The 20,945-nt window shown below is 65.7% G+C and carries 18 protein-coding genes and 4 tRNA genes; 11 read left to right on the top strand and 11 right to left on the bottom strand.

All coding sequences use genetic code 11. The annotated features are described in order from the left end of the window. The first annotated feature begins 1 nt into the window (after position 1). Together B4F19_RS07130 and pdxY are read left to right on the top strand one after the other, a co-directional pair. Positions 2-1,357 (top strand): aminotransferase class I/II-fold pyridoxal phosphate-dependent enzyme, encoded by a 1,356-nt coding sequence (locus B4F19_RS07130; RefSeq protein ID WP_292726689.1) that lies wholly within the window; start codon positions 2-4, stop codon positions 1,355-1,357. Next, on the top strand, positions 1,354-2,205 hold the full coding sequence (gene pdxY / locus B4F19_RS07125) for a pyridoxal kinase PdxY (protein ID WP_292733667.1): 852 nt from the start codon (positions 1,354-1,356) through the stop codon (positions 2,203-2,205). Before B4F19_RS07130 ends, pdxY begins: the two co-directional genes overlap by 4 nt. A gap of 9 nt (positions 2,206-2,214) precedes the next feature. Here the strand turns inward: pdxY and B4F19_RS07120 are convergent, their stop codons facing one another. The 3 genes from B4F19_RS07120 to B4F19_RS07110 form a co-directional block, all read right to left on the bottom strand. Further along, complete coding sequence (locus B4F19_RS07120; RefSeq protein ID WP_292726693.1) at positions 2,215-2,772, bottom strand: HIT family protein; 558 nt, start codon at positions 2,770-2,772, stop codon at positions 2,215-2,217. Beyond that, positions 2,769-4,778: a threonine--tRNA ligase gene (gene thrS / locus B4F19_RS07115; RefSeq protein WP_292733664.1), complete on the bottom strand. Its 2,010-nt coding sequence runs from the start codon at positions 4,776-4,778 to the stop codon at positions 2,769-2,771. Before thrS ends, B4F19_RS07120 begins: the two co-directional genes overlap by 4 nt. 66 nt (positions 4,779-4,844) lie before the next feature. Further along, complete coding sequence (locus B4F19_RS07110) at positions 4,845-6,863, bottom strand: DUF262 domain-containing protein (protein WP_292733661.1); 2,019 nt, start codon at positions 6,861-6,863, stop codon at positions 4,845-4,847. Positions 6,864-7,012: 149 nt separating this feature from the next. Between B4F19_RS07110 and B4F19_RS07105 the strand changes: the two genes are divergently transcribed. Further along, positions 7,013-7,786, top strand: coding sequence for a hypothetical protein (locus tag B4F19_RS07105; protein WP_228178786.1), 774 nt, complete (start codon positions 7,013-7,015; stop codon positions 7,784-7,786). Positions 7,787-7,837: 51 nt separating this feature from the next. Here the strand turns inward: B4F19_RS07105 and B4F19_RS07100 are convergent, their stop codons facing one another. Next, positions 7,838-8,344 (bottom strand): MarR family winged helix-turn-helix transcriptional regulator, encoded by a 507-nt coding sequence (locus tag B4F19_RS07100; protein WP_292726701.1) that lies wholly within the window; start codon positions 8,342-8,344, stop codon positions 7,838-7,840. 115 nt (positions 8,345-8,459) lie between these two features. On the opposite strand from B4F19_RS07100, the gene B4F19_RS07095 reads away from it, so the two are divergent. Continuing rightward, positions 8,460-9,035 carry an NADPH-dependent F420 reductase gene (locus tag B4F19_RS07095; RefSeq protein WP_292726703.1) on the top strand — a complete coding sequence of 192 codons (576 nt, stop codon included), beginning with the start codon at positions 8,460-8,462 and terminating at the stop codon, positions 9,033-9,035. A 32-nt stretch (positions 9,036-9,067) separates the two neighbouring features. Then, a complete protein-coding gene (locus tag B4F19_RS07090) occupies positions 9,068-9,928 on the top strand; it encodes a VOC family protein (protein ID WP_292726705.1) in 861 nt (286 codons plus the stop codon). Positions 9,929-10,006: 78 nt separating this feature from the next. Here B4F19_RS07090 and B4F19_RS07085 read toward each other — a convergent pair. The 3 genes from B4F19_RS07085 to B4F19_RS07075 all read right to left on the bottom strand — a co-directional run bounded on the left by B4F19_RS07085 (position 10,007) and on the right by B4F19_RS07075 (position 10,303). Next, positions 10,007-10,081, bottom strand: a tRNA-Val gene (locus tag B4F19_RS07085). A gap of 28 nt (positions 10,082-10,109) precedes the next feature. After that, positions 10,110-10,180 (bottom strand) — tRNA-Cys (locus B4F19_RS07080). A 50-nt stretch (positions 10,181-10,230) separates the two neighbouring features. After that, positions 10,231-10,303 (bottom strand) — tRNA-Gly (locus tag B4F19_RS07075). Between the two features lie 144 nt (positions 10,304-10,447). Between B4F19_RS07075 and B4F19_RS07070 the strand changes: the two genes are divergently transcribed. Then, a tRNA-Val gene (locus B4F19_RS07070) sits at positions 10,448-10,523 on the top strand. Between the two features lie 9 nt (positions 10,524-10,532). On the opposite strand, the gene B4F19_RS07065 is transcribed toward B4F19_RS07070, so the two are convergent. From B4F19_RS07065 to zapE, 3 genes are all read right to left on the bottom strand, one after another. Continuing rightward, positions 10,533-11,054 (bottom strand): type II toxin-antitoxin system PemK/MazF family toxin, encoded by a 522-nt coding sequence (locus B4F19_RS07065; protein WP_292726707.1) that lies wholly within the window; start codon positions 11,052-11,054, stop codon positions 10,533-10,535. 98 nt (positions 11,055-11,152) lie between these two features. Beyond that, entirely contained in the window at positions 11,153-12,412 is a 1,260-nt protein-coding gene (locus tag B4F19_RS07060; RefSeq protein ID WP_292726709.1) for an ammonium transporter, read from the bottom strand. Between the two features lie 182 nt (positions 12,413-12,594). Further along, the gene (gene zapE, locus B4F19_RS07055; RefSeq protein ID WP_292733658.1) at positions 12,595-13,626 is read right to left on the bottom strand and encodes a cell division protein ZapE; all 1,032 of its coding nucleotides are present in this window, start codon (positions 13,624-13,626) and stop codon (positions 12,595-12,597) included. Positions 13,627-13,784: 158 nt separating this feature from the next. Between zapE and B4F19_RS07050 the strand changes: the two genes are divergently transcribed. Then, positions 13,785-14,492, top strand: a complete 708-nt coding sequence (locus B4F19_RS07050) for a dihydrofolate reductase family protein (RefSeq protein ID WP_292733657.1) — start codon at positions 13,785-13,787, stop codon at positions 14,490-14,492. On the opposite strand, the gene B4F19_RS07045 is transcribed toward B4F19_RS07050, so the two are convergent. Next, positions 14,464-15,672 (bottom strand): alpha/beta hydrolase family protein, encoded by a 1,209-nt coding sequence (locus B4F19_RS07045; RefSeq protein ID WP_292733655.1) that lies wholly within the window; start codon positions 15,670-15,672, stop codon positions 14,464-14,466. The genes B4F19_RS07050 and B4F19_RS07045 overlap by 29 nt on opposite strands. A gap of 25 nt (positions 15,673-15,697) precedes the next feature. Between B4F19_RS07045 and B4F19_RS07040 the strand changes: the two genes are divergently transcribed. The 4 genes from B4F19_RS07040 to B4F19_RS07025 all read left to right on the top strand — a co-directional run bounded on the left by B4F19_RS07040 (position 15,698) and on the right by B4F19_RS07025 (position 20,916). After that, a complete protein-coding gene (locus B4F19_RS07040; protein ID WP_228178817.1) occupies positions 15,698-16,282 on the top strand; it encodes a DUF3000 family protein in 585 nt (194 codons plus the stop codon). Beyond that, positions 16,275-17,477 (top strand): ribonuclease D, encoded by a 1,203-nt coding sequence (locus B4F19_RS07035; RefSeq protein ID WP_292733652.1) that lies wholly within the window; start codon positions 16,275-16,277, stop codon positions 17,475-17,477. The genes B4F19_RS07040 and B4F19_RS07035 overlap by 8 nt, the downstream gene beginning before the upstream one ends. 73 nt (positions 17,478-17,550) lie before the next feature. After that, positions 17,551-18,756, top strand: coding sequence for a thiolase family protein (locus tag B4F19_RS07030; protein ID WP_292733649.1), 1,206 nt, complete (start codon positions 17,551-17,553; stop codon positions 18,754-18,756). Between the two features lie 12 nt (positions 18,757-18,768). Further along, complete coding sequence (locus B4F19_RS07025; protein WP_292733646.1) at positions 18,769-20,916, top strand: 3-hydroxyacyl-CoA dehydrogenase NAD-binding domain-containing protein; 2,148 nt, start codon at positions 18,769-18,771, stop codon at positions 20,914-20,916. The last annotated feature ends 29 nt before the right edge of the window (positions 20,917-20,945 follow it).

Below are 20,945 nucleotides of genomic sequence, written 5' to 3'. Positions count from 1 at the left end.
GATGACTGCCCTCGATGCGCACCCGGCCATCGCCGGCTCGACGGCGACCGACATCGCGGAGAGCGTTCGGGGCCTCGTCGAACGCGGCGTGCTCGCTCCCGGTGACGCGCTCCCCCCGGTCCGCGCCCTGGCCGAGCGTTTGGGCGTGAATCGCAATACTGTCGTCGCTGCCTATCGCCATCTCGCCCAGGCGGGAACTGTCGTGACACGGGGCAGGGGCGGGACCCTCATTGCCGGATCGCCCCGGATGCCGCAGGAGGGCTTTGCTTCCGGAACGGTTCTGCGCGACCTCGGCACCGGAAATCCGGATGCCGCACTCATCCCCGATCCAACCCGCCTGCTCTCGCGCGTCACTGGCCGACCCGTGCTCTACGGTGAGCCGGTCATCGACCGCGACTTCGAGGCGTGGGCGAACGCGTGGATGCGCGAGGCGATGGTCGATCAGCCCGAGCTGCGGTTGACGATCACCGGCGGCGCGTCAGACGCGATCGAGCGCCTGCTCGGACAGTCCCTCGCCCGTGAGGATGCCGTCGCCGTCGAAGACCCCTGCTTCCTGTCGACGATGAACATCCTGCGTTTGGGCGGCTACCGGGCGGTGCCGGTTCCTGTCGACGACGAAGGAATGACTGTCGCCGGCCTCCGTGCGGCCCTGGATGCCGGGGTGCGTGCCATCGTGAGCACCCCCCGCGCCCAGAATCCCACCGGCGCCAGCCTGTCAGCAGCGCGGGCAGCCGCGTTGCGCGCCGAGCTCGCCGCGCACCCGTATGTTCTCGTCGTGGAGGACGACCACTTCTCCCTCCTCTCCGAGCGCCCCTTCCACACGATCGTCGGACCCGATCACGAACGCTGGGCTCTCATCCGGTCGGTGTCGAAATTCCTCGGCCCCGACATGTGCCTGGCGGTCACCGCGTCGGACCCCGAAACGGCGGCACGTCTCGCGCTGCGCCTGAGCCCGGGAACGACGTGGGTGAGCCATCTGCTTCAGCGCCTTGCTCACGCGCTGCTCACCGACGATGCAGTCCGCGACGACATCCGTCGTGCGGGAGCCCACTACGCCGAACGCAACGCTGCAGTTGCGCAGCTGCTGCAGAATGCCGGTGTTCCGGCGCATGCGGCCGACGGCCTCAACCTGTGGGTGCCGCTCGGGGCCCCAGCTCGCGCTGTCGGCGAGCATCTCATGCGGCGCGGGTGGCTCGCGCGCTCCGGCGAAGAGTTCGTGCTCGCCGGGGAGGATGCCGCCCAGCACCTGCGCCTGACCGTTCACGACCTCACCGATGCCGAGGCGACACGCCTGGCATCCGATCTGTCAGCCGCTATCGACGCGGCTCGTTCCACGAAAGCAGGCCAGCCCTCATGAAGATCCTTTCGATCCAGTCCGCCGTCGCCTACGGCCACGTCGGCAACTCGGCAGCGGTGTTTCCGCTGCAGCGCATCGGCGTCGAGGTCTTGCCGGTGTACACCGTGAACTTCTCCAACCACACCGGGTACGGCGCCTGGCGCGGACCGCTGATCTCGCCGGCGGACGTCGCGGAGGTGCTCACCGGCATCGAGGAGCGCGGAGTCTTTCCGCAGATCGACGCGGTGCTGTCGGGCTACCAGGGCTCCGAGGGCATCGGAGATGTGATCCTGGACGCCGTCGCCCGGGTCAAAGCCGCCAACCCGGCGGCGGTCTACGCCTGCGATCCGGTCATGGGTAATGCGAAGTCAGGATGCTTCGTTGCGCCGGCCATCCCGGTGCTGCTGCGCGAGCGTGTAGTTCCCGCTGCCGACATCATCACCCCGAACCAGTTCGAGCTCGGCTTCCTGACGGGCACCGAACCCGCCGATCTCGAATCCACGCTCGTCTCGGCGGATCTCGCCCGCGCCATGGGCCCGCGGACGGTCCTGGTCACCAGTGTCGAACGCCCTGACGCTCCCGAGGGCACGATCGAGATGCTCGCCGTCACCGACGACGGCGCATGGATCGCACAGACGCCGCGCATCCCGATGAAGGCGAACGGCTCCGGCGATGTGACTGCCGCGCTGTTCACCGCCCACTACGGGGCGACCGGTGACGCCGCGCTCGCCCTCGCACGGACGGTCTCAAGCGTGTTCGATCTGTTGCAGAACACGTACGGCTCGGGCGAGCGGGAACTGCAACTCATCGAATCGCAGGAGGTTTATGCCCACCCGCGGATGCAGTTCGAGGTCGCACGCGTTCGCTGACCTCTACGCTCAGTCGGCGGGCCAGGCTGCCGCGAGGGTCTCGCGCACGTCGCCCAGAAGCTGAGGCAGCGCCTTGGTGCGCGCGATGATCGGAAAGAAGTTCGCGTCCGAGGCCCATCGCGGAACAACGTGCTGGTGCAGGTGCTCGTCGACACCCGCACCGGCTACCGCACCCTGGTTCATCCCGATGTTGAAGCCGTCACAACGCGACACCGAGCGAAGTACGCGCATAGCTGTCTGCGTGAGCTCGGCGATCTCCTGGGTCTCCTCGGCCGTTGCCTGATCGTACGTCGCGACATGGCGGTACGGGCACACCAACAGGTGACCGGAGTTGTACGGAAAGAGATTCAGCAGAACGTAGGCGCTCGTGCCGCGGTGGACGATCAGGCCGTCGGCATCCGGCTTTCCCGGTGCGGCGCAGAACGGGCAGGCGGCGCGCATCGCGTCGGCCCCGGCCTGGATGTACGCCATCCGGTGAGGTGTCCAGAGCCGCTGAAAGCCGTCGGGCACCCCGGCGAACTCGGACGACGGCACTCCCTCCGATCCGGATGCCGCGGCATCCGTCATGCCAGGTCCTCGGCGGTATCGACGAGCGTCTTGCTCTCGATGGCAGCCGCAATGCGCGCGACCGCCTCATCCAGCGGAATGCCGTTCGTCTGCGAGCCATCACGGAAACGGAATGAGACGGTTCCCGCGGAACGGTCCTGCTCCCCCGCGATGACCTGAAGCGGGACCTTCTGGGTCGTGTGCGTGCGGATCTTCTTCTGCATGCGGTCGTCGCTGCGATCGAGCTCCGCTCGGACGCCCGCGGAGCGGAGCCGGTCGATGAACGAACCGAGATAGGCGGCATATTCATCGGCGACGGGAATGCCGACGACCTGAACGGGGGCCAGCCATACCGGGAAGGCGCCTGCGTAGTGCTCGAGGAGGATCGCGAAGAACCGCTCGATCGAGCCGAACAACGCGCGGTGGATCATCACCGGCTGGTGCTTCGCGCCGTCGGGACCGGTGTACTCGAGTTCAAACCGCTCGGGCTGATTGAAATCAAGCTGGATCGTCGACATCTGCCAGGTGCGACCGATCGCATCGCGGGCCTGCACCGAGATCTTCGGTCCGTAGAACGCGGCGCCGCCCGGGTCGGGCACGAGCTCGAGGCCCGAGGCTTCGGCCACCTCGCGGAGGGTCTCGGTAGCTTCCGCCCACAAGGAGTCGTCACCGATGAACTTCGGGTTGCCTTCCTCTTTGGTGGACAGCTCGAGGTAGAAGTCCTGCAGACCGTAGTCGCGCAGCACCGAGAGCACGAAATCGAGGTTTCGCGTCAGCTCGTCGCGCACCTGATCGGCGGTCACGTAGATGTGGGCGTCATCCTGCGTCATCCCCCGCACGCGGGTGAGACCCGCAAGGGTTCCACTCTTCTCGTAGCGATAGACCGTGCCGAACTCTGCAAGTCGCAGCGGCAGTTCACGGTAGCTGCGGCCTCGCGACCGGAAGATCAGGTTGTGGAACGGGCAGTTCATCGGCTTGAGGTAGTACTCCTGCCCCTGCCGGGTGACGTGGCCTTCGGCATCCACGATCTCGTCAAGCTCCATCGGCGGGTACATCCCGTCGGCGTACCACTGGAGGTGGCCGCTGGCCATGAAGAGGTCGCCCTTGGTGATGTGGGGCGAGTTGACCATTTCGTAGTCGGCGGCGAGCAGGCGCTGACGCATGTACTGCTCGATCTCGTAGCGGATGATGCCACCCTTGGGATGGAAGACCGCCAGTCCCGGCCCGATCTCGTCCGGGAACGAGAAGAGGTCCAGTTCAGCGCCGAGCTTGCGGTGATCGCGCCGCGCAGCTTCTTCGAGACGGTGCTGGTAGGCGCGCAGCTCGTCTTTCGTCGGCCAAGCGGTGCCGTAGATGCGCTGCAACTGAGGGTTTTTCTCGCTGCCGCGCCAGTAGGCGCCGGCGATTCGGGTCAGATCCCAGCCGTTACCGATCATGCGAGTGCCCGGAACGTGCGGACCGCGGCAGAGGTCCTTCCAGACCGTCTCGCCATCGCGGGTCACGTTGTCGTAGATCGTCAGTTCCGCACCGCCGACCTCGACCGACGCACCCTCGGCGGCATCCGCTCCTCCACCCTTCAACCCGATGAGTTCGAGTTTGAACGGCTCGTCGGCAAGCTCCGCACGTGCTTCATCCTCGGTGACCACCCGTCGAGTGAAGCGCTGGCCCTCGCGGACAATGCGCTCCATCTCCTTCTTGATGGCTTTGAGGTCTTCGGGCGTGAACGGTTCCTCGACGCCGAAGTCGTAGTAGAAGCCGTCGGTGATCGGCGGTCCGATCCCGAGGTTCGCCTGCGGCCGGATCCGCTGCACCGCCTGGGCGAGCACATGCGCTGTCGAGTGTCGAAGGATGTCGAGCCCGTCGGCGCTGTCGATCGTCACGGGCTCCACCGTGTCCTCGGCGGTCACAACCGTCGCGAGATCCCGCAACGTGCCGTTGACCCGCAGGGCCACGACAGAGCGATCGGGGAAGAGGGCGAAACCGTCGGCGGGATAGGCCACGTCAGACGGGACGAGCGGTTGTGTCACAGCGAACTCCTGGGCGATGTCAGTCTCAAGGCTACCGAGCCGCGCGGGGGCATCCGACCAGAGTGATCACATGATCTGCCCGATGTACGAGTACTTGACGAAGACCTCGGGCGCGAGCCCCGCCTCCTCGAGCACTCCCTGCACGGCAGCCATCATGTATCGCGAGTCCCACCCCATGTACAGGTGATGGTCGTCATCCAGGCTGTCCCAGTCACCGTTCCACGCACGCTCGTTGTAGACGGGCCCACCTCGCCGGGAGCAGTACGCGATGACCGCGTCACGCCGATCCGCCCACAACCGCTTGAAGATGCGATTGAAGAGGTACTTGATGTCGGGAACTTCCCAGTGCTCACCGACGTACTCCACATACGAGAATTCGCGCTCCCAGCCTCGGGGCCATCCGCGGCGCGGAATCGCATCCAGAATGGGGGTCAACCCATCGTCGTCGATGACGAGCGGGCCCCGGCGGCGCCAGAGCGTCATCACCTGCTGAGCGAGCTCCGCTGACCGACCGCTGATCGCGGCGGTTCCCCACGTCTCGATCGACGCCAACGGCTGCGTGACGGTCATGGAACTCCTGCCATACACCGTGCGCTTATCGGGGAAGTCCGCGTCGAAGACCTGGGCGGCAAGGGGCTCCTCGAGCAGCGCGAGGTTACCGAGGGTCGCGGCTAGAGCCCGGTGACTGTTCTGTTCGTCCTCGCTGTAGTCCTTCCACCGCCGCCCATCGCCGCCGGTCCAGTCGTCCGACGGCGCTGGCGGGAAGACGTGGTCGATGACGAGGTCATCCTGCGCCGGATCGACGTCGGCCAGCCGGGACAGGACATACTCCGGATGCGGCAGCGGGCTGTGCTTCAGCGCAACACGCACGCGGTCATCGGACGGGGTCTGGCGAGAGATCGCAGCCGCGAGTGCGTCGATGCCCTCCCGTGATGCGCGGACGAGGCGGGCAACGAGACGATCCGACCCGACGCTGACCACGTCGCGGCGCAAGAGGAGCGACTGCAGATCGTCGAGCACGCTCAGAAGATCGTTGCGCTCGATCTCGCCGGCGCGGTGGCGCGCGTAGAGCGCCATGACGAGCGGATACATCCCGCGGCCGAACGTGTTGAGGTAGTGCAGACGCGCCCGGATTTCGGGATCCGGTTCCCCCTCGGGGTCAAGCAGCGTCGCGTAGAGCTGCGCGAAGGAACGCCACTGTTCTGCCAGGGTTCGAAGCGCCACGGGGTCGAGCCGCGGGAAATGAGTGCGGAATACGTCGTAGACACCGCGACCCGACGCGGTAGTGGCGACCTCGCGTCCGCCGACCATGACGAGGTAGTGGGCCCAGAACGAGGCGATGTGATCGCCGGTGCTGCGCTCGATGGCAGCCCAGTACTCGTCTTCGATGACCAGCTGCTCGGCATGCGAGAGTCCCATGAGCACGTAATTGTGAATCAACTCGTGGTCGCGCAGTGGCTCGCCCGTGGAGTTCAGGCTCTCGAAAATCTGCTGCGCATTTGCGCCAGTGCCCAGCGAAATGGCGACGTGCTCGAGCCGCTGAAGCCCGCGCCAGACCCGGGCCACATCATCGGCGGAAATCTGACTACGGAAGAACGCGTAGTTGTCGGCGAACCGTGAGGGCGCGGGGACACCATCCGCAGCCCCAACGACGACGTCCCGGAAGGCTCCTGCCCACTCACGGTGAGGCCGAAGCTTCGTGTCACCGGTGGCAGCGTGAAGGAGCACGCGCTCAAGTTCTGCGGCAAGGGCGGTGTCTTCGTCCCGGATGGTGTGGAACAGCGCGGCGACCAGCAGCATCAGTGTCGTGATGCGTTGCTGCCCGTCGATGAGCACCCATTCCTCCGTGTCGTCGCCCGAGCGGGGACTCGAAGAATCGGCGGCGCTGAGAATCGAGCCGATGAAGTGCATCTGATCGGCATCCCGATCGGCGACAGCGCGGATGTCGCTGAGGAGCTGTTCGCACCCGCCGATGTCCCAGCGGTACTGCCGCTGATAGACCGGGACGACGATCGTGGCCTGCGCAGACGCTAACCACGCGACCGTGTTCACGGCGTGAGCGCGGATGTTCGTCGCAGTGATCATCGAGTGTCTCCTCCGGCTGCGTGGACGACCCCGACGAGTCTAATAATCACGGCGCGGATGCCCAGGTTCCCGCGCAGGGCCGGAGGTAGGGTTGCCTACGTTGGGCCTGTAAAAACGCGCTGGCTCACCGACCGAAAGGCACAAACCCTATGGGTTACATCAAGAGCGCCGCTCTCGACGAGACCGGCTTTGTCGTCCTCGACAGCTACAACGATCCGATCGATCCGAAGGAATGGCTCGACATCGAGTACGTGGATTGGAAGTCCTCGGGTGACACTCGTTTCGCACCTCTTGCCTCTGCCAAGGGCGAGATCGAGTGCAACGGCTTCTGGAACCACCAGCCGCCCCGTACCGACAAGGACGGCGTCTGGATCGATTCCCAGACCGCACTTGCACCAACCCTCACCGCCCGGGCGAAGGAGCCAGGCGCGAACGTGGGACGGTGCCGCATCATCGAGCTGCAGCCGAACTCGTACGCCGACTGCCTCTACAACCTCCACCAGGACGACAACAACCGCCTCAACCCCGACGGCACCGGTTGGGTAGTTCGTGGGTTCTTCAACCTGACCGATGACAAGGACAGCTACTTCGTCCTGCGTGAGAACCGCACCGACCCGAGCATCGAGTACCGCATCGCGCTGCCGGCTGGTGCTCAGTTGATCGTCGACACGCAGCGTCTCTGGCACGCCGTCCACCACCAGGGCGACGAGCCGCGCTACTGCCTCATCACATCCTGGACGTCGGGCCCGGAGCTTGACGCCTACATCGAGAAGTACCACGGCAAGCCCACCACCGAGTACTACCCCGTCTCGGAGGAGATCCGCGAGGCCGGCCAGGCCGAGCAGGCGCGCCGGGATGCAGCCCGTGCCGCGTATTACGCCGCAAAGGGCCAGAAGGAGAAGCTCGCGATGAGCGAGGCCTGATCCACATCGACCCGAAGGCCCCCATCCGATGAAGGACGGGGGTCTTCGTCGTTACGTGCTGGAATCGACCGGCACGTGTCGTGCGTGCGCAGCGAGACTCTGGGTCGGGTCAAGGCGATCAAGAATGATCTCCGCGATCTCGCGCAGCAGCGCCTGCTGGGTCGGGGAGAGCGCGTCGAGCACGAAAGAACGCACGTTGGCGACGTGCCCTGGTGTGGCCGCGATGACCTTGCGGCGTCCAGCACTGGTGAGTTCGACATCCGTCGCACGCGCGTCCTCAGGCGCCGGGAGGCGCCGAACGAATCCTCGCTCTTCGAGGCGTGAGACGACATGCGACAGACGCGGAAGCGTGGCGTTTGACTCGATCGCCAAGGTGCTCATCCGCAGTGTGCGCCCATCGCTGAGTGCCAGTAGCGAGAGGACGAAGTAGTCGAAGTGGCTGAGCTGTTCATCCCGCTTCAGCTGCGTGTCCAGTTGTTTGGGGAGCAGTTCGAGCACGGCAACAAGCGGAACCCAGGTGGCCCGCTCCTCGGCCGTGAAAGATCGGGTTCTGTGCATTGTGCGATTCTACGGGAATAGTTGTTGCTACAACTATGTTGGGCAGTCACATAGCTCGCCTGGGCTATCCACCTCCCGCAGGCCCGCGGGACTCTCAGAGAAGGCAGGTCACATCATGAGCACGATCACCATCTTCGGCAACGGAAACATGGGCGGGGCCATCGCCGGCGTCCTCGCTCGCGGGGGCGCCTCGATCCAGCACATCGTCAGCGGTGATACGGACGCAACGATCGAGGGCGACCTTGTCGTCCTCGCCGTCCCGTATGGCGCCCTCGAGACGATCGCAGCAACCTACGGCGAGCAGCTGACGGGCAAGACCGTCGTGGACATCACGAACCCCCTGAACTTCGAGACGTTCGACTCCCTCGTGGTGCCGGTCGGCTCATCGGCTGCGGCTGAGCTCCAGAAGGCTCTGCCGGGCGCACGCGTCCTCAAAGCCTTCAACACGAACTTCGCGGCTACCCTGGCGGCTGGAACGGTCGGAACCGAGAAGACCACGGTGCTGGTCGCCGGAGACGACGCTGACGCGAAAGCTGCCTTGATCAACGCTGTCACCGCCGGTGGGCTTGCAGCGCTTGACGCCGGCGCTCTGGCGCGTGCACACGAGCTTGAGGCGATCGGCTTCCTCCAGCTGACCCTGGCTGCCTCCGAGAAGACCAGCTGGACCGCTGGCTTCGCGGTCGTCCGGTAACGGCTCTGGACGACAGGAACGAAAGGTTCGGCATGTCTGACAAGCTCGCGGCAGCAACCCACATGGGAGCGGTCACTCTGAAGGTCGGAGACCTGGATGCGATGATCCGCTACTACACCGAGGCGGTGCCGCTGCAGCTTCTCAGTCACGCCGGACCGACCGCCACGCTGGGACGTGGCGGCGTTCCCGTACTGGTCCTTGTTCACACGCCCGAGCTCCGTCACGCCGCGTCCGGGCAGGCGGGCTTGTATCACACGGCAATCCTGTTCGAGACAGAAACTGCCCTCGCTTCGGCTGTGGCATCGGTCGCACGTCGGGCCCCTGGAACGTTCACCGGCAGCGCCGATCACCTCGTCAGCAAGGCCTTCTACTTCACGGACCCTGAGGGCAACGGTGTCGAGTTGTATTGGGACCGCGCCCGAACGCAGTGGTCCTGGACGCACGGACAGGTCGAGATGGACACCCTCTTCCTTGACCCGAATCAGTTCCTGCGCGAGCACCTCAGCGACCCGTCCACCGAGCCTGACAGCATCCGTGCGGCGCGAGTCGGGCACGTCCACCTCAGCGTCGGAGACGTAAGCATAGCGCGCGATTTCTATGTCGACCGGCTGGGGTTCGACGCCACGCTGGACTTCCACGGCTCGGCGCTGTTCGTCTCCGCCGGTGGCTACCACCACCACATGGCGATGAACGTGTGGAACAGCCGCGGCGCCGGGCGGCGTCAGCCCGCGCTGGGCCTCGGTGAAGTCAATCTCCTGGTCCCATCGAGTGACGACCTCGGCGCGCTCGATGAACGGATGCGCCACCACGGTGTCGACGTGGCCGATGACGGCGCGACACTTACCTTCGAGGATCCCTGGGCGAATTCGATCCGGGTGGCCCTGGCCGCGTAGTGCGCAGCGAGCTTGCGCGGAACCAACCACCTGGACACACGAGAAAACCCCCGGAACTCCGGGGGTTTTCGTTGTTCGTGGTGCGCGATACTGGGATCGAACCAGTGACCTCTTCCGTGTCAGGGAAGCGCGCTACCGCTGCGCCAATCGCGCCTAAAAAAGGCTATTCAGTTGTCATGCGAGGTGGCGACGGGATTCGAACCCGTGTAAACGGCTTTGCAGGCCGGTGCCTAGCCGCTCGGCCACGCCACCGTGTGTGGTTCGACCCACGTGTCGTGCTCCCGAAGGAAGCCCCGCACTCGAGCGGATGACGAGACTCGAACTCGCGACCCTCACCTTGGCAAGGTGATGCGCTACCAACTGCGCTACATCCGCATTGCACCACCGTGTGGCGCTTGATCGACTTTAGTCGAGAATCGCCGCCGCGCAAAACCGAAACGGCTCCGCGCGTGTCGGGGTCCGCGGTCGTGTGCTCGACCAGGAATCCGGTAGGATAGAGACTTGGCCCGCGAGGGTCTTGGGCGATTGGCGCAGTTGGTAGCGCGCTTCCTTCACACGGAAGAGGTCATCAGTTCGAGTCTGGTATCGCCCACCACATTCGGCATCATCGGCGCCTCTCGGCGTCCCATCCGTAACGGCGGCGCAGTGCGTTGGCGACGAGCACGAAGCGATCGAGATCCAGCGCCGCCGCCTCACGACGCATGCCCCGACGGTGCACACTGTAGAGCTGCTCGATGTCGACCCAGGATGCTCTCCCTCGCCCATCCCACGGCCCTGAGCCGATCGCGATGTAGCCTCCCTCGCCGTCGTGCGGTTGGCTGGTCAGTCGTACGGCATAGACGTGATCGGCGTCCTGGCGCCCGATCACGAGGACTGGCCGATCCTTGCCTCGCCCGTCGCCTTCGGCGTAAGGCACCCAGGTCCACACGATCTCGCCGGCGTCAGCGTCCCCGTCCGCGTCGGGTGCATAGCTGATCTTCAGGCCGTTCGCGCCAGGTGAGGCAATGAGCCGGGTGCGGACGGTGAGCGGCGGCGCGTCGGGGGCGGCATCCGTGCGCACGTTTCTGCGCACCGGCGGCGTGAGCGCACGAGCAACCTTGCGGACAAACGAGGACAGCCGATTCACCAGGTCACCCTAGCTGCCGAAGACGCGCGGAGACGCCTCAGGGGCGCCGCGAACCATTCGCGACGCCCCTGAGGGTTGGGAGACGAACTCCCGGCAGATCAGACCTGCTCGGCGAGCGAGTAGCCCTCTTCGCCGTGCACGCTGGTGTCGACACCGGCGAGCTCGTCCTCGTTCTTGATGCGGAAACCGATCGTCTTCTCGATGGCGAAGCCCAGGATCCAGGCGACGACGAAGGAGTAGATCAAGACACCGAAGGCTGCGATCGCCTGCACCGCGAGCTGCTCGAAGCCGCCGCCGAGGAACAGACCCGTCTCGGTTGCGAAGAAGCCGAGGTACAGCGTTCCGACGACACCACCGACGAGGTGGATGCCGACAACGTCGAGCGAGTCGTCGTAGCCGAGCTTCCACTTGAGCTCGATCGCGAAGGCGCAGATGACACCGGTGACAAGACCAAGCAGGAGCGCCCAGCCGGGGGTCAGGAACGCACACGCGGGGGTGATTGCGACGAGACCGGCGACGGCACCCGAGGCGGCGCCGACCGACGTGGCCTTGCCGTCCTTGAACTTCTCGACGATCAGCCAACCGATGATGGCGGCAGCGGTTGCACCGAGCGTGTTGATGACGATGACGCCAGCGAGCGAGTCGGGGCCCATTGCGCCGTACGAGCCGTCACCGTTGAGCCAGTTCGCCTCTGCACCCGCGTTGAAGCCGAACCAGCCGAACCACAGGATCGACGCGCCGAGCATGACCAGCGGCACGTTGTGCGGCTTCTGGATGCCCTTCTGGAAGCCGATGCGCTTGCCGAGCACGAGCGCCAGGGCAAGAGCTGCAGCACCCGCGTTGATGTGAACGGCAGTACCACCCGCGTAGTCAAGAACCGCGATACCGGACTCCTCGCCGAACAGCGTGGTGCCGAGGTTCATGATCCAGCCGCCGCCCCAAACCCATGCGGCCACAGGGAAGTAGACGACTGTTGCCCACACACCGGCAAAGATCATCCACGATCCGAACCGGGCGCGGTCAGCGATGGCGCCCGAGATCAGGGCCACCGTGATGATCGCGAAGGTGGAGCCGAAGAGCGCGAGCACGAAGTCGGAGCTCGAGAGCTCAGGCGACGAGAGTGCGAAGTTCGAGAAGGGGTTTCCTGCGAAAGCCCAGGGGTCGCTCACGGCGGCCATGTTGAATCCGTACAGGATCCAAAGCACAGCGATCAGAGCCATCGCGCCGAAGCTCATCATCATCATGCTGATGACGCTCTTCGCCTTGACGAGACCACCGTAGAAGAAGGCGACGCCGGGCGTCATGAACAGGACTAGCGCCGATGAGGTAATACCCCAGGCGAGAGTTCCAGCATCCATTGAGAGTCCTCAATTCGTGTCGTGTGTCGAAAGCTGCACCGACGCGGGTAGCCGATGCACTTGCGGAGCCAGTCTCGCGGCGACCGGTTTCGACCAGAGGGCGCCCCGTGTTTCGCGTCTGTTACACGACCGACGCTCAGGTAAACATCAGGTTTCGGGCGACCCCGAGGTCGCCACGAAATTCACGCGAGCGTCGATGCGACCAGGCGCGAGATCGCCCGGAGATACTTCTTGCGATACCCACCGGCCAGCATTTCCTCCGGAAACACCCGGTCCAGGGTGATGCCGGTGGCCCGAATCGGGATCTGCGCGTCATAGATGCGGTCGACGAGAGCGACGAACCTCAGCGCTGCGGACTGATCGGTGAACACCGACACGTCACGCAGACCCACCAACGACACCCCCTCGATGAGACGGATGTACCGGGAAGGGTGCACGCGCGCCAACTGAGCGACCACATCGTCGAAGGCGTCGTCGCTGACCAGTGCCTCGCCGGATGCCGATTGGATTGCCGCTTCGTAGTCGGCAGCCTCCAGGGCCACCGCGTGTCCGTCTACGTCGCGGTGACGGTAGTCGGTGCCGTCGATCCGTATGGTCTGGAAACTCTCGGCCATCGCGTGGATCTCACGCAGGAAGTCCTGCGCCGCGAATCGCCCCTCACCGAGCGCATTGGGTGGGGTGTTCGATGTCGCCGCCAGCCGGGTTCCCGTGGCGACCAGCTCGCCCAGCAGACGCGTCATGACCATCGTGTCGCCGGGATCATCGAGTTCGAACTCGTCGATGCACAGAAGGTCGGCGCCGGTGAAGAGTTTGACGACGTTCTGGTAGCCCAGGGCCCCGACCAGCGCCGTGTACTCGATGAACGATCCGAAGTACTTCCGCCGCACCGGCATCGCATGGTGGATCGCGGCGAGCAAGTGCGTCTTGCCGACCCCGAACCCGCCGTCGAGGTACACGCCGGGCTTCAGTTCGGGCTGCTTAGGGCGGCGCCGGAACAGCCCCCCGCGCGGCGCGTCGGGTCGTCCACCGGCAAAGGCGATGAGCATCTCCTTCGCCTCCTGCTGTGACGGGAAGGCCGGGTCGGCGCGGTACGACTCGAAAGACGCGTGCGCGAACTGCGGCGGAGGCGTGAGTGACGCCACCATCTGGTCGCCGGAGAGTTCGGGCGAACGCGTTGCGAGGTGGACGATGCCGGTGGGGCCGGATGCTGGCATGGGTTGCTTCCGCGGCGGAGACGGATGCGGGCTGGCCGCGTGCCGCCTAGAGTCAGGGGGGCGGGAGGACCCTCCTACCTTACGCGGGCTGTCGCCGCGCCCCGCGCACCCGAAGACTCCCCCGAGCGAACTCCCGTGGGCACAGAGAGGATCTCTCCATGATCGTGACCGAGCTGTCTCCCCGAAGCCTCGACACGATCGACATCGATGCCGATCGTGATGCAGCACGCGCGTGGATCGCCGCGCGCTACGGGTCGGCGGAGGCGGAGACTGTGCGGCTGAACATGATCACCTCCCTCACCGGATCCGCCGTCGGCGGTGACGGCACCAGCGAGACGCTCACCGGAGGAGCGGACCGGCTAATTCTCAGCGCCATCCGCGCGGCGGCGGATGCCGTGATCGTCGGGGCGCAGACAGTTCGCGCCGAGAGCTACCTTCTCCCCCGGTCCGCCACTCTTGCGGTCGTGACGCGCTCTGGCTCACTCGAGGGGTTGCGAGTCCCGGACGAGGCGGGCCAGCGCCTCATCGTCCTGTGTCCCGCGTCACGGACGGAGCAGGTCGAAGCCTCAGTCGCTCACCCTTCCGCCGAGGTCGTCGGACTGCCCGCCGATGAAACGACACCGCAGCAGATCGTCGACGCTCTCCGAGACCGGGGCCTTCGTCGCCTCGTGTGCGAGGGTGGACCGTCGCTGGCTCGACAGTTCGCGGAGTCGGGGATCATCGACGAGTACTGCATCACTGTCGCGCCCGCGCTGACGCCCGCCGATCATCCGTTCCTGGGCATCCACACCGCCGTCGAGACGGAGATCGCGGGTCACCTCGTCGACGACGCGGGCTTCACGTATCTGCGGCTGCGCGCTCGCTGACGAACGCGCGCTCGGTGAGCCACCGTGTGATGCGGCCCGTCCAGCGCTCCTGGTCGTGATTCCACAGCTTCGTGTGGCGGGCAACGCTGAACACGTCGAGCTCCACGAGGTCCGGGCGTGCGACCACCAGATCGTGGGATGCGTCGGAGGGGACGAACCCGTCATCGTCGCTGTGAAGGATGAGAATCGGATGCCGGAGCTCTGCCGCGCGAGCAAGCACATCGAGGCGGCGGAACGGGATCGCCGACCCCGCGCCCGTGAGCGCGGTCGCCCAGTCGGCACCGAGGACGGTGATCGCCAGCCGCGTGACCGCCGGAGGCAGCCCGAGTTGCCGAGCCTGATAGTCGAGCACGATGCGCCAGTCCACGACGGGCGAGTCAAGAACGAGGCCGACGATAAGATCCCGATGGGCCGAGTTCAGGGCGAGCTGCAGTGCGATCGCTCCTCCCATGGACCACCCCATGATGATGACTCGCTTCGCCCCCCGGCGGCGGGCGAAGCCGACAGCGGCGTCGACGTCGCGCCACTCGGTGGCTCCGAGCGTGTAGGTGCCGGAGCGGCTGCGGGGCGCCTCGCCGTCGTTGCGATACGAGACGACCAGCGAGGTGATACCGAGCCCGTGGAAGATCGGCACGGCGCGCAGGCACTCCGCGCGAGTGGTGCCGCGCCCGTGCACCTGGATCACCCAGATGTCCCCCTCACCGGCGGGGAACAACCACGCGGGGCAGGGACCGAGTGCGGAGCCGACGAGCTCGGGGCTGAAGGGCAGATGCAGTTCCTCGGGGCGCTCGTAGTACCACCCGCTGAATGCGGCATCCCTAACGATCCGAGCCTGAGGACCGACGTGAGTGAGGAGCTTCCGCTTGACGGTGTCGGTTGTCTCCGACAGCACGGATCCGAGTTTGAGGTAGCGCTCGGTGCCCGTCGTGAACAGGCCATACCGGCCAGCGAGTTCGGTGTCGGGAGTGCGCGTCAGCGTGATGGTCTGGGCAGAGGTATCAAGTTCGAGGATGCGGCAATCGGGGATGCGCGCTGCCGGCGTGACCACCTTCCTCGCCATTCGGACGGCGATCCCGCCCCACAGCGCGAGGGCAGCGCCGAGGGCCAGCGAGATCACCGCAAGGGCCGCCTTGACGACAACGACGTACTGTGGGGAGGCGGCGCGCCTGGACTCGACCATGGGGTCCTCACTCTAGTCTGTCGGGGTGACCGGAGACCTTCTGTCGGGGGTGGCATTCGACGACGTGGCCGCGGTGATTCGCGAGGCCACCTTTCGTGACGACCTCACGGTCCGGGAGATCCCCGCACCAGCAGGCCTTGCTCCTCATGCGCTTGCGTTGGCTGCGGACGTGAGGCCCGAGGCATCCGGCAATGATTCAGCCTACGGAACTGGTCGCTTCATCCTGTTGCACGACCCGGATGAGCCCGCCCAGTGGAACGGCACCTGGCGCATCGTGTGCTTTGCGCAGGCACCGCTCGAGCCCGAAATCGGCATGGATGCCCTGCTGGCGGATGTGACGTGGTCATGGCTCACCGACGCCCTCCAGGCTCACGCTGCGACGTACCACTCTCCCTCCGGAACCGCCACGAAAACCCTCTCCAAAGGATTCGGGAGTCTTGCCGACGAGGGTGACGGCGCTCAGATCGAGTTGCGCGCATCCTGGACACCGACTGCGAACCTCACCGCGCATGTCGAGGCCTGGGCAGAGCTCGTCTGCATGCTGGCGGGGCTCCCGCCCGGCTCTGAGCAGATCGCAACGGTGACGTCCCGCCGGGTGAGCCGTGGCTGAGTACACCGTCATCACGGATGCCGACGAGTTGCATCGTGCCGCCGCTGAGCTCGCAGCAGGCGAAGGCCCGGTGGCCGTCGACGTCGAGCGCGCCTCCGGATTCCGCTACTCGCAGCGCGCCTACCTCGTTCAACTCTTCCGCCGTGGCGCCGGCGTCTTCCTGGTCGACCCACCAGCTGTCGGTGCCGACTTCACGTCACTGCAACAGGCAATCGGTGACCTCGAGTGGGTCTTTCACGCCGCCAGTCAGGACCTGCCTTCCCTGCGCGAGCTCGGCCTCGAGCCGCCGACGATCTTCGACACCGAACTGGCATCACGACTTCTCGGACGAGAGCGTGTGGGCCTGGGTGCCGTCGTCGAAGAAACCCTCGGCGTCACCCTGGCAAAGGCACACTCGGCATCCGACTGGTCCACTCGTCCTCTTCCGCAGGCGTGGCTCGAGTACGCCGCGCTCGATGTCGAGTACCTGATCGATGTGCGCGACATCCTTGTCGAGCAGCTCGCGGATGCCGGCAAGACGGCGTTCGCGGCGCAGGAGTTCTCTGCGGTCCTCACCCGGGAGCCCAAACCGCCGCGGGAGGATCCCTGGCGCCGGCTCAGTGGTCTCCACACGGTGCGTGGACGCCGGGGGCTCGCGATCGCGCGGGCGCTGTGGCTCGCCCGTGAAGAACTAGCGATCACGCAGGATGTCTCGCCAGGGCGACTCGTGCCCGACCGTGCTCTGGTCGCGGCTATCCTGGCCGACCCGAAGACCAAGCAGCAGCTCGCGGCGGTCAAAGAGTTCACCGGCCGAGCCAGCCGCTCCGAGCTCGATCGGTGGTGGGCAGCATTCGAAGCAGGACGCGCCGACCCCGACCTGCCACCCGAACGGGTGCGAAACACCGACACGATCCCGCCGGTAAGGGCGTGGGCCGATCGCGCGCCCGAGGCTGACGCCCGTCTGAAGGCCGCCAAGCCGGCGATCGACGAACTCGCGCAGTCGCTGCACATGCCGGTCGAGAACCTCCTCACCCCGGAGCTGCTCCGACGCGTCGCCTGGGCTCCCCCGGCGTCGATCGACGCCGAGTCCATCGGCGCAGCGCTGTCGGAACTCGGTGCGCGACCCTGGCAAATTGAGCAGACTGCACAGGTGATCGCCGAAGCCTTTGTGGAATCCGGTCAACCCTCGCCGGAGGCCTCCGAGAGCGCTTCGTAGGTTCGACCCAACCGATTCCGCGCCGTTTTGACGCCTTCCTAGGCTGGCGTCATTCCCAATCCTTGGAGGCAGAGTGGCCGAAATATCGGACGTCTTCTTCGTCGACGGTATGCGCACCCCATTCGGGCGCGCGGGCGAGAAGGGCATGTACTGGAACACCCGGGCTGACGACCTGGCAGTCAAAGCGATCATCGGACTGATGGAACGCAATCCCGACGTTCCGAAAGACCGCATTGACGATGTTGCGATCGCCGCGACATCACAGACCGGCGATCAGGGACTGACGCTCGGCAGGTCTGCGGCGATCCTCGCCGGACTGCCGATGACCGTTCCTGGCTTCGCGATCGACCGCATGTGTGCCGGGGCGATGACGAGTGTCACCACGATGGCCGGCTCGATCGGTTTCGGCATGTATGACCTTGCGATCGCCGGCGGCGTTGAGCACATGGGCCGCCACCCGATCGGCTCCAACGCCGACCCCAACCCGCGCTTCGTCGCGGAGAAGATGGTCGATCCGGGCGCGCTGAACATGGGCGTCACCGCTGAGCGGTTGCATGACCGCTTCCCGCAGCTCACCAAGGAGCGCGCCGACCGCTTCGGCATGAGGAGTCAGCAGAAGGCGCAGGCAGCCTATGACGCCGGAAAGATCCAGCCTGATCTCGTCCCCGTCGCGATCAAGACTGCTGAGGGTGCCTGGGGGCTCGCGACGGAGGATGAGGGTCGCCGCCCGGAGACGACGATGGAAGGGCTCGCATCGCTGAAGACCCCGTTCCGCCCGCACGGGCGCGTTACCGCGGGCACGTCATCACCGCTCACAGACGGGGCCACGATGGGGCTCCTGGCCAGCGGCGACGCGGTCAAGCAGTTCGGGCTCGCCCCCAAGATGCGACTGGTGTCTTTCGCTTTCGCGGGAGTGCAGCCCGAAATCATGGGCATCGGGCCCATTCCTTCTACCGAGAAGGCGCTTCAGAAAGCCGGCCTGACGATCGATGACATCGGGCTGTTCGAACTCAACGAGGCCTTCGCCGTGCAGGTGCTGTCACTGCTCGATCACTTCGGCGTGGCGGATGACGACCCTCGCGTGAACCAGTGGGGTGGCGCCATTGCTCTGGGGCACCCGCTCGCGGCATCCGGCGTGCGGCTGATGATCCAACTTGCGGCACAGTTCGCCGAACGCCCCGACGTCCGGTACGGCTTGACCGCCATGTGCGTGGGTCTCGGGCAGGGCGGTTCGGTCGTTTGGGAAAACCCGCACTACAACGGCAAGAAGAAGAAGTAGGAGTTCGCCGCCATGACCAACTACGACGAGATCGACTTCTCGCCGCTGGATGACCTCACCGACGGCGAGGTCATCACGCACTCGCTGGTGACCGACGTGCGTCTGGCCTCCGGCAAGGTGCTGGCCCTTGTCACCCTCGACAACGGGCGTGATCACACGCGGCCCAACACGCTCGGACCGGCAACGCTCAAGGAGCTCGGGGAAACACTCGACGCTCTCGCCGCTCGCGCCGCGGCCGGCGAGATCGATGCTCTGGCCATCACGGGCAAGCAGTACATTCTTGCCGCCGGTGCCGACCTGAGCGACGTCTCTCGGGTTCCCTCGGCCGCTATCGCCAAACTGATCGCGCAGCGGGGCCATCAGGTCCTCGGCAAGCTCTCGAGCCTCGGCGTACCCAGCTTCGCTTTCGTGAACGGTCTCGCGCTCGGCGGCGGGCTCGAGATCGCGCTGAACTCCACGTATCGCACGGTGGATGCTTCGGCGGCCGCTATCGCGCTCCCCGAGGTGTTCCTCGGCATCATTCCCGGCTGGGGTGGAGCGTACCTGCTCCCCAACCTCATCGGTATCGAGAACGCGCTCGAAGTCGTCGTCTCCAACCCGCTGAAGCAGAACCGGGTACTCAAGCCCCAGCAGGCTTACGACCTCGGCATCATGGATGCCATCTTCCCGGCAGCGAATTACCTTGAGGATTCACTGCGCTGGGCCGATGGCGTCCTCACCGGCTCCGTCAAGGTCGAACGCAAGAACGAGCCGGGCAAGATCGAGCGTCTCACCAAGTGGCCGATCGCCATCAAGATGGCGCGCGGGATGCTGGAGAGCCGCATCGGCACGGTGCCCCGCTCCCCTTATGTCGCACTCGATCTGCTTGATAAGGCCAAGGGCGGCACGAAAGCAGAGGGCTTCGCCCGCGAAGATGAGGCGCTGACCGATCTCATCACCGGTGATCAGTTCGCGGCATCCATGTATGCGTTCGACCTCGTTCAGAAGCGCGCTAAACGCCCCGTCGGTGCGCCCGACAAGGCACTGGCAAAGAAGGTGCAGAAGGTCGGGATCATCGGGGCAGGACTCATGGCCAGCCAGTTCGCGCTGCTGTTCGTGCGCAAACTCCAGGTTCCCGTCCTGATCACCGACCTCGATCAGGCGCGCGTCGATAAGGGACTCGCCTACATCCACGACGAGATCGGCAAGCTCGAGCAGAAGGGGCGACTCGACGGGGATGCCGCGAACCGCCTGCGTGCTCTCATCCATGGCACCACCGATAAGAGCGAGTACGCCGACTGCGACTTCGTGATCGAAGCGGTCTTCGAAGAGGTCGGGGTCAAGCAGCAGGTCTTCGGTGAGATCGAGAAGATCATCGCCGACGACGCGATCCTCGCGACAAACACGTCGTCGCTGTCGGTCGAAGAAATCGGAGCGAAGCTCGAGCACCCGGAGCGGCTCGTGGGATTCCACTTCTTCAACCCGGTGGCGGTGATGCCGCTGATCGAAATCGTGAAGACCCCCACCACCGACGAGGCGGCGCTGTCGACTGCCTTCGTTGTGGCCAAGGGTCTGGGCAAGAACGCCGTCTTGACGGCCGATGCCCCGGGCTTCGTCGTCAATCGCCTCCTCGCGAAGGTCATGGGCGAGGCTGCTCGGGCCGTGTACGAGGGCACGCCGCTGCTCACGGTCGAGAAGGCCTTCAGCCCTCTGGGGCTACCGATGAGTCCCTTCCAGCTCATCGACCTCGTCGGCTGGAAGGTCGCTGCGCATGTGCAGGACACCATGGCTTCCGCTTTCCCCGAACGCTTCTACGCCAACGAGAACTTCCACGAGCTGGCGGAGCTGCCCCAGGTCGTGGAGAAGGACAAGAACGGCAAGGTCACCGGTTGGACGAAGCCTGCCGAGAAGATCCTCAAGCCGGCCGTGGGTACCGCCCCGGCAGGCGAAGACGAGATTCTCCGCCGCGTCCAGGACGGGTTGGCGCAGGAGATCCGCATCATGCTCGATGAGGGCGTCGTACCCGAGGTTGAAGACATCGATCTCTGCCTGATCCTCGGCGCCGGCTGGCCCTTCATCGACGGGGGCGCATCGCCGTACCTTGATCGCGAGGGCGCATCTCAGCGCGTGTTCGGGGGTACCTTCCACGAACCTCCGATCCGAGGAATCGCCGCCGTCTGACCTGGCGGCAAACGAGGAGGGGCCCGGCT

Origin of the sequence: Microbacterium sp. UBA1097, assembly GCF_002313585.1 — a bacterium.
Taxonomy (GTDB): Bacteria; Actinomycetota; Actinomycetes; order Actinomycetales; family Microbacteriaceae; genus Microbacterium.
Note: the sequence above shows the minus strand (reverse complement) of the source record. Positions and strands in the feature narration are given on the sequence as shown.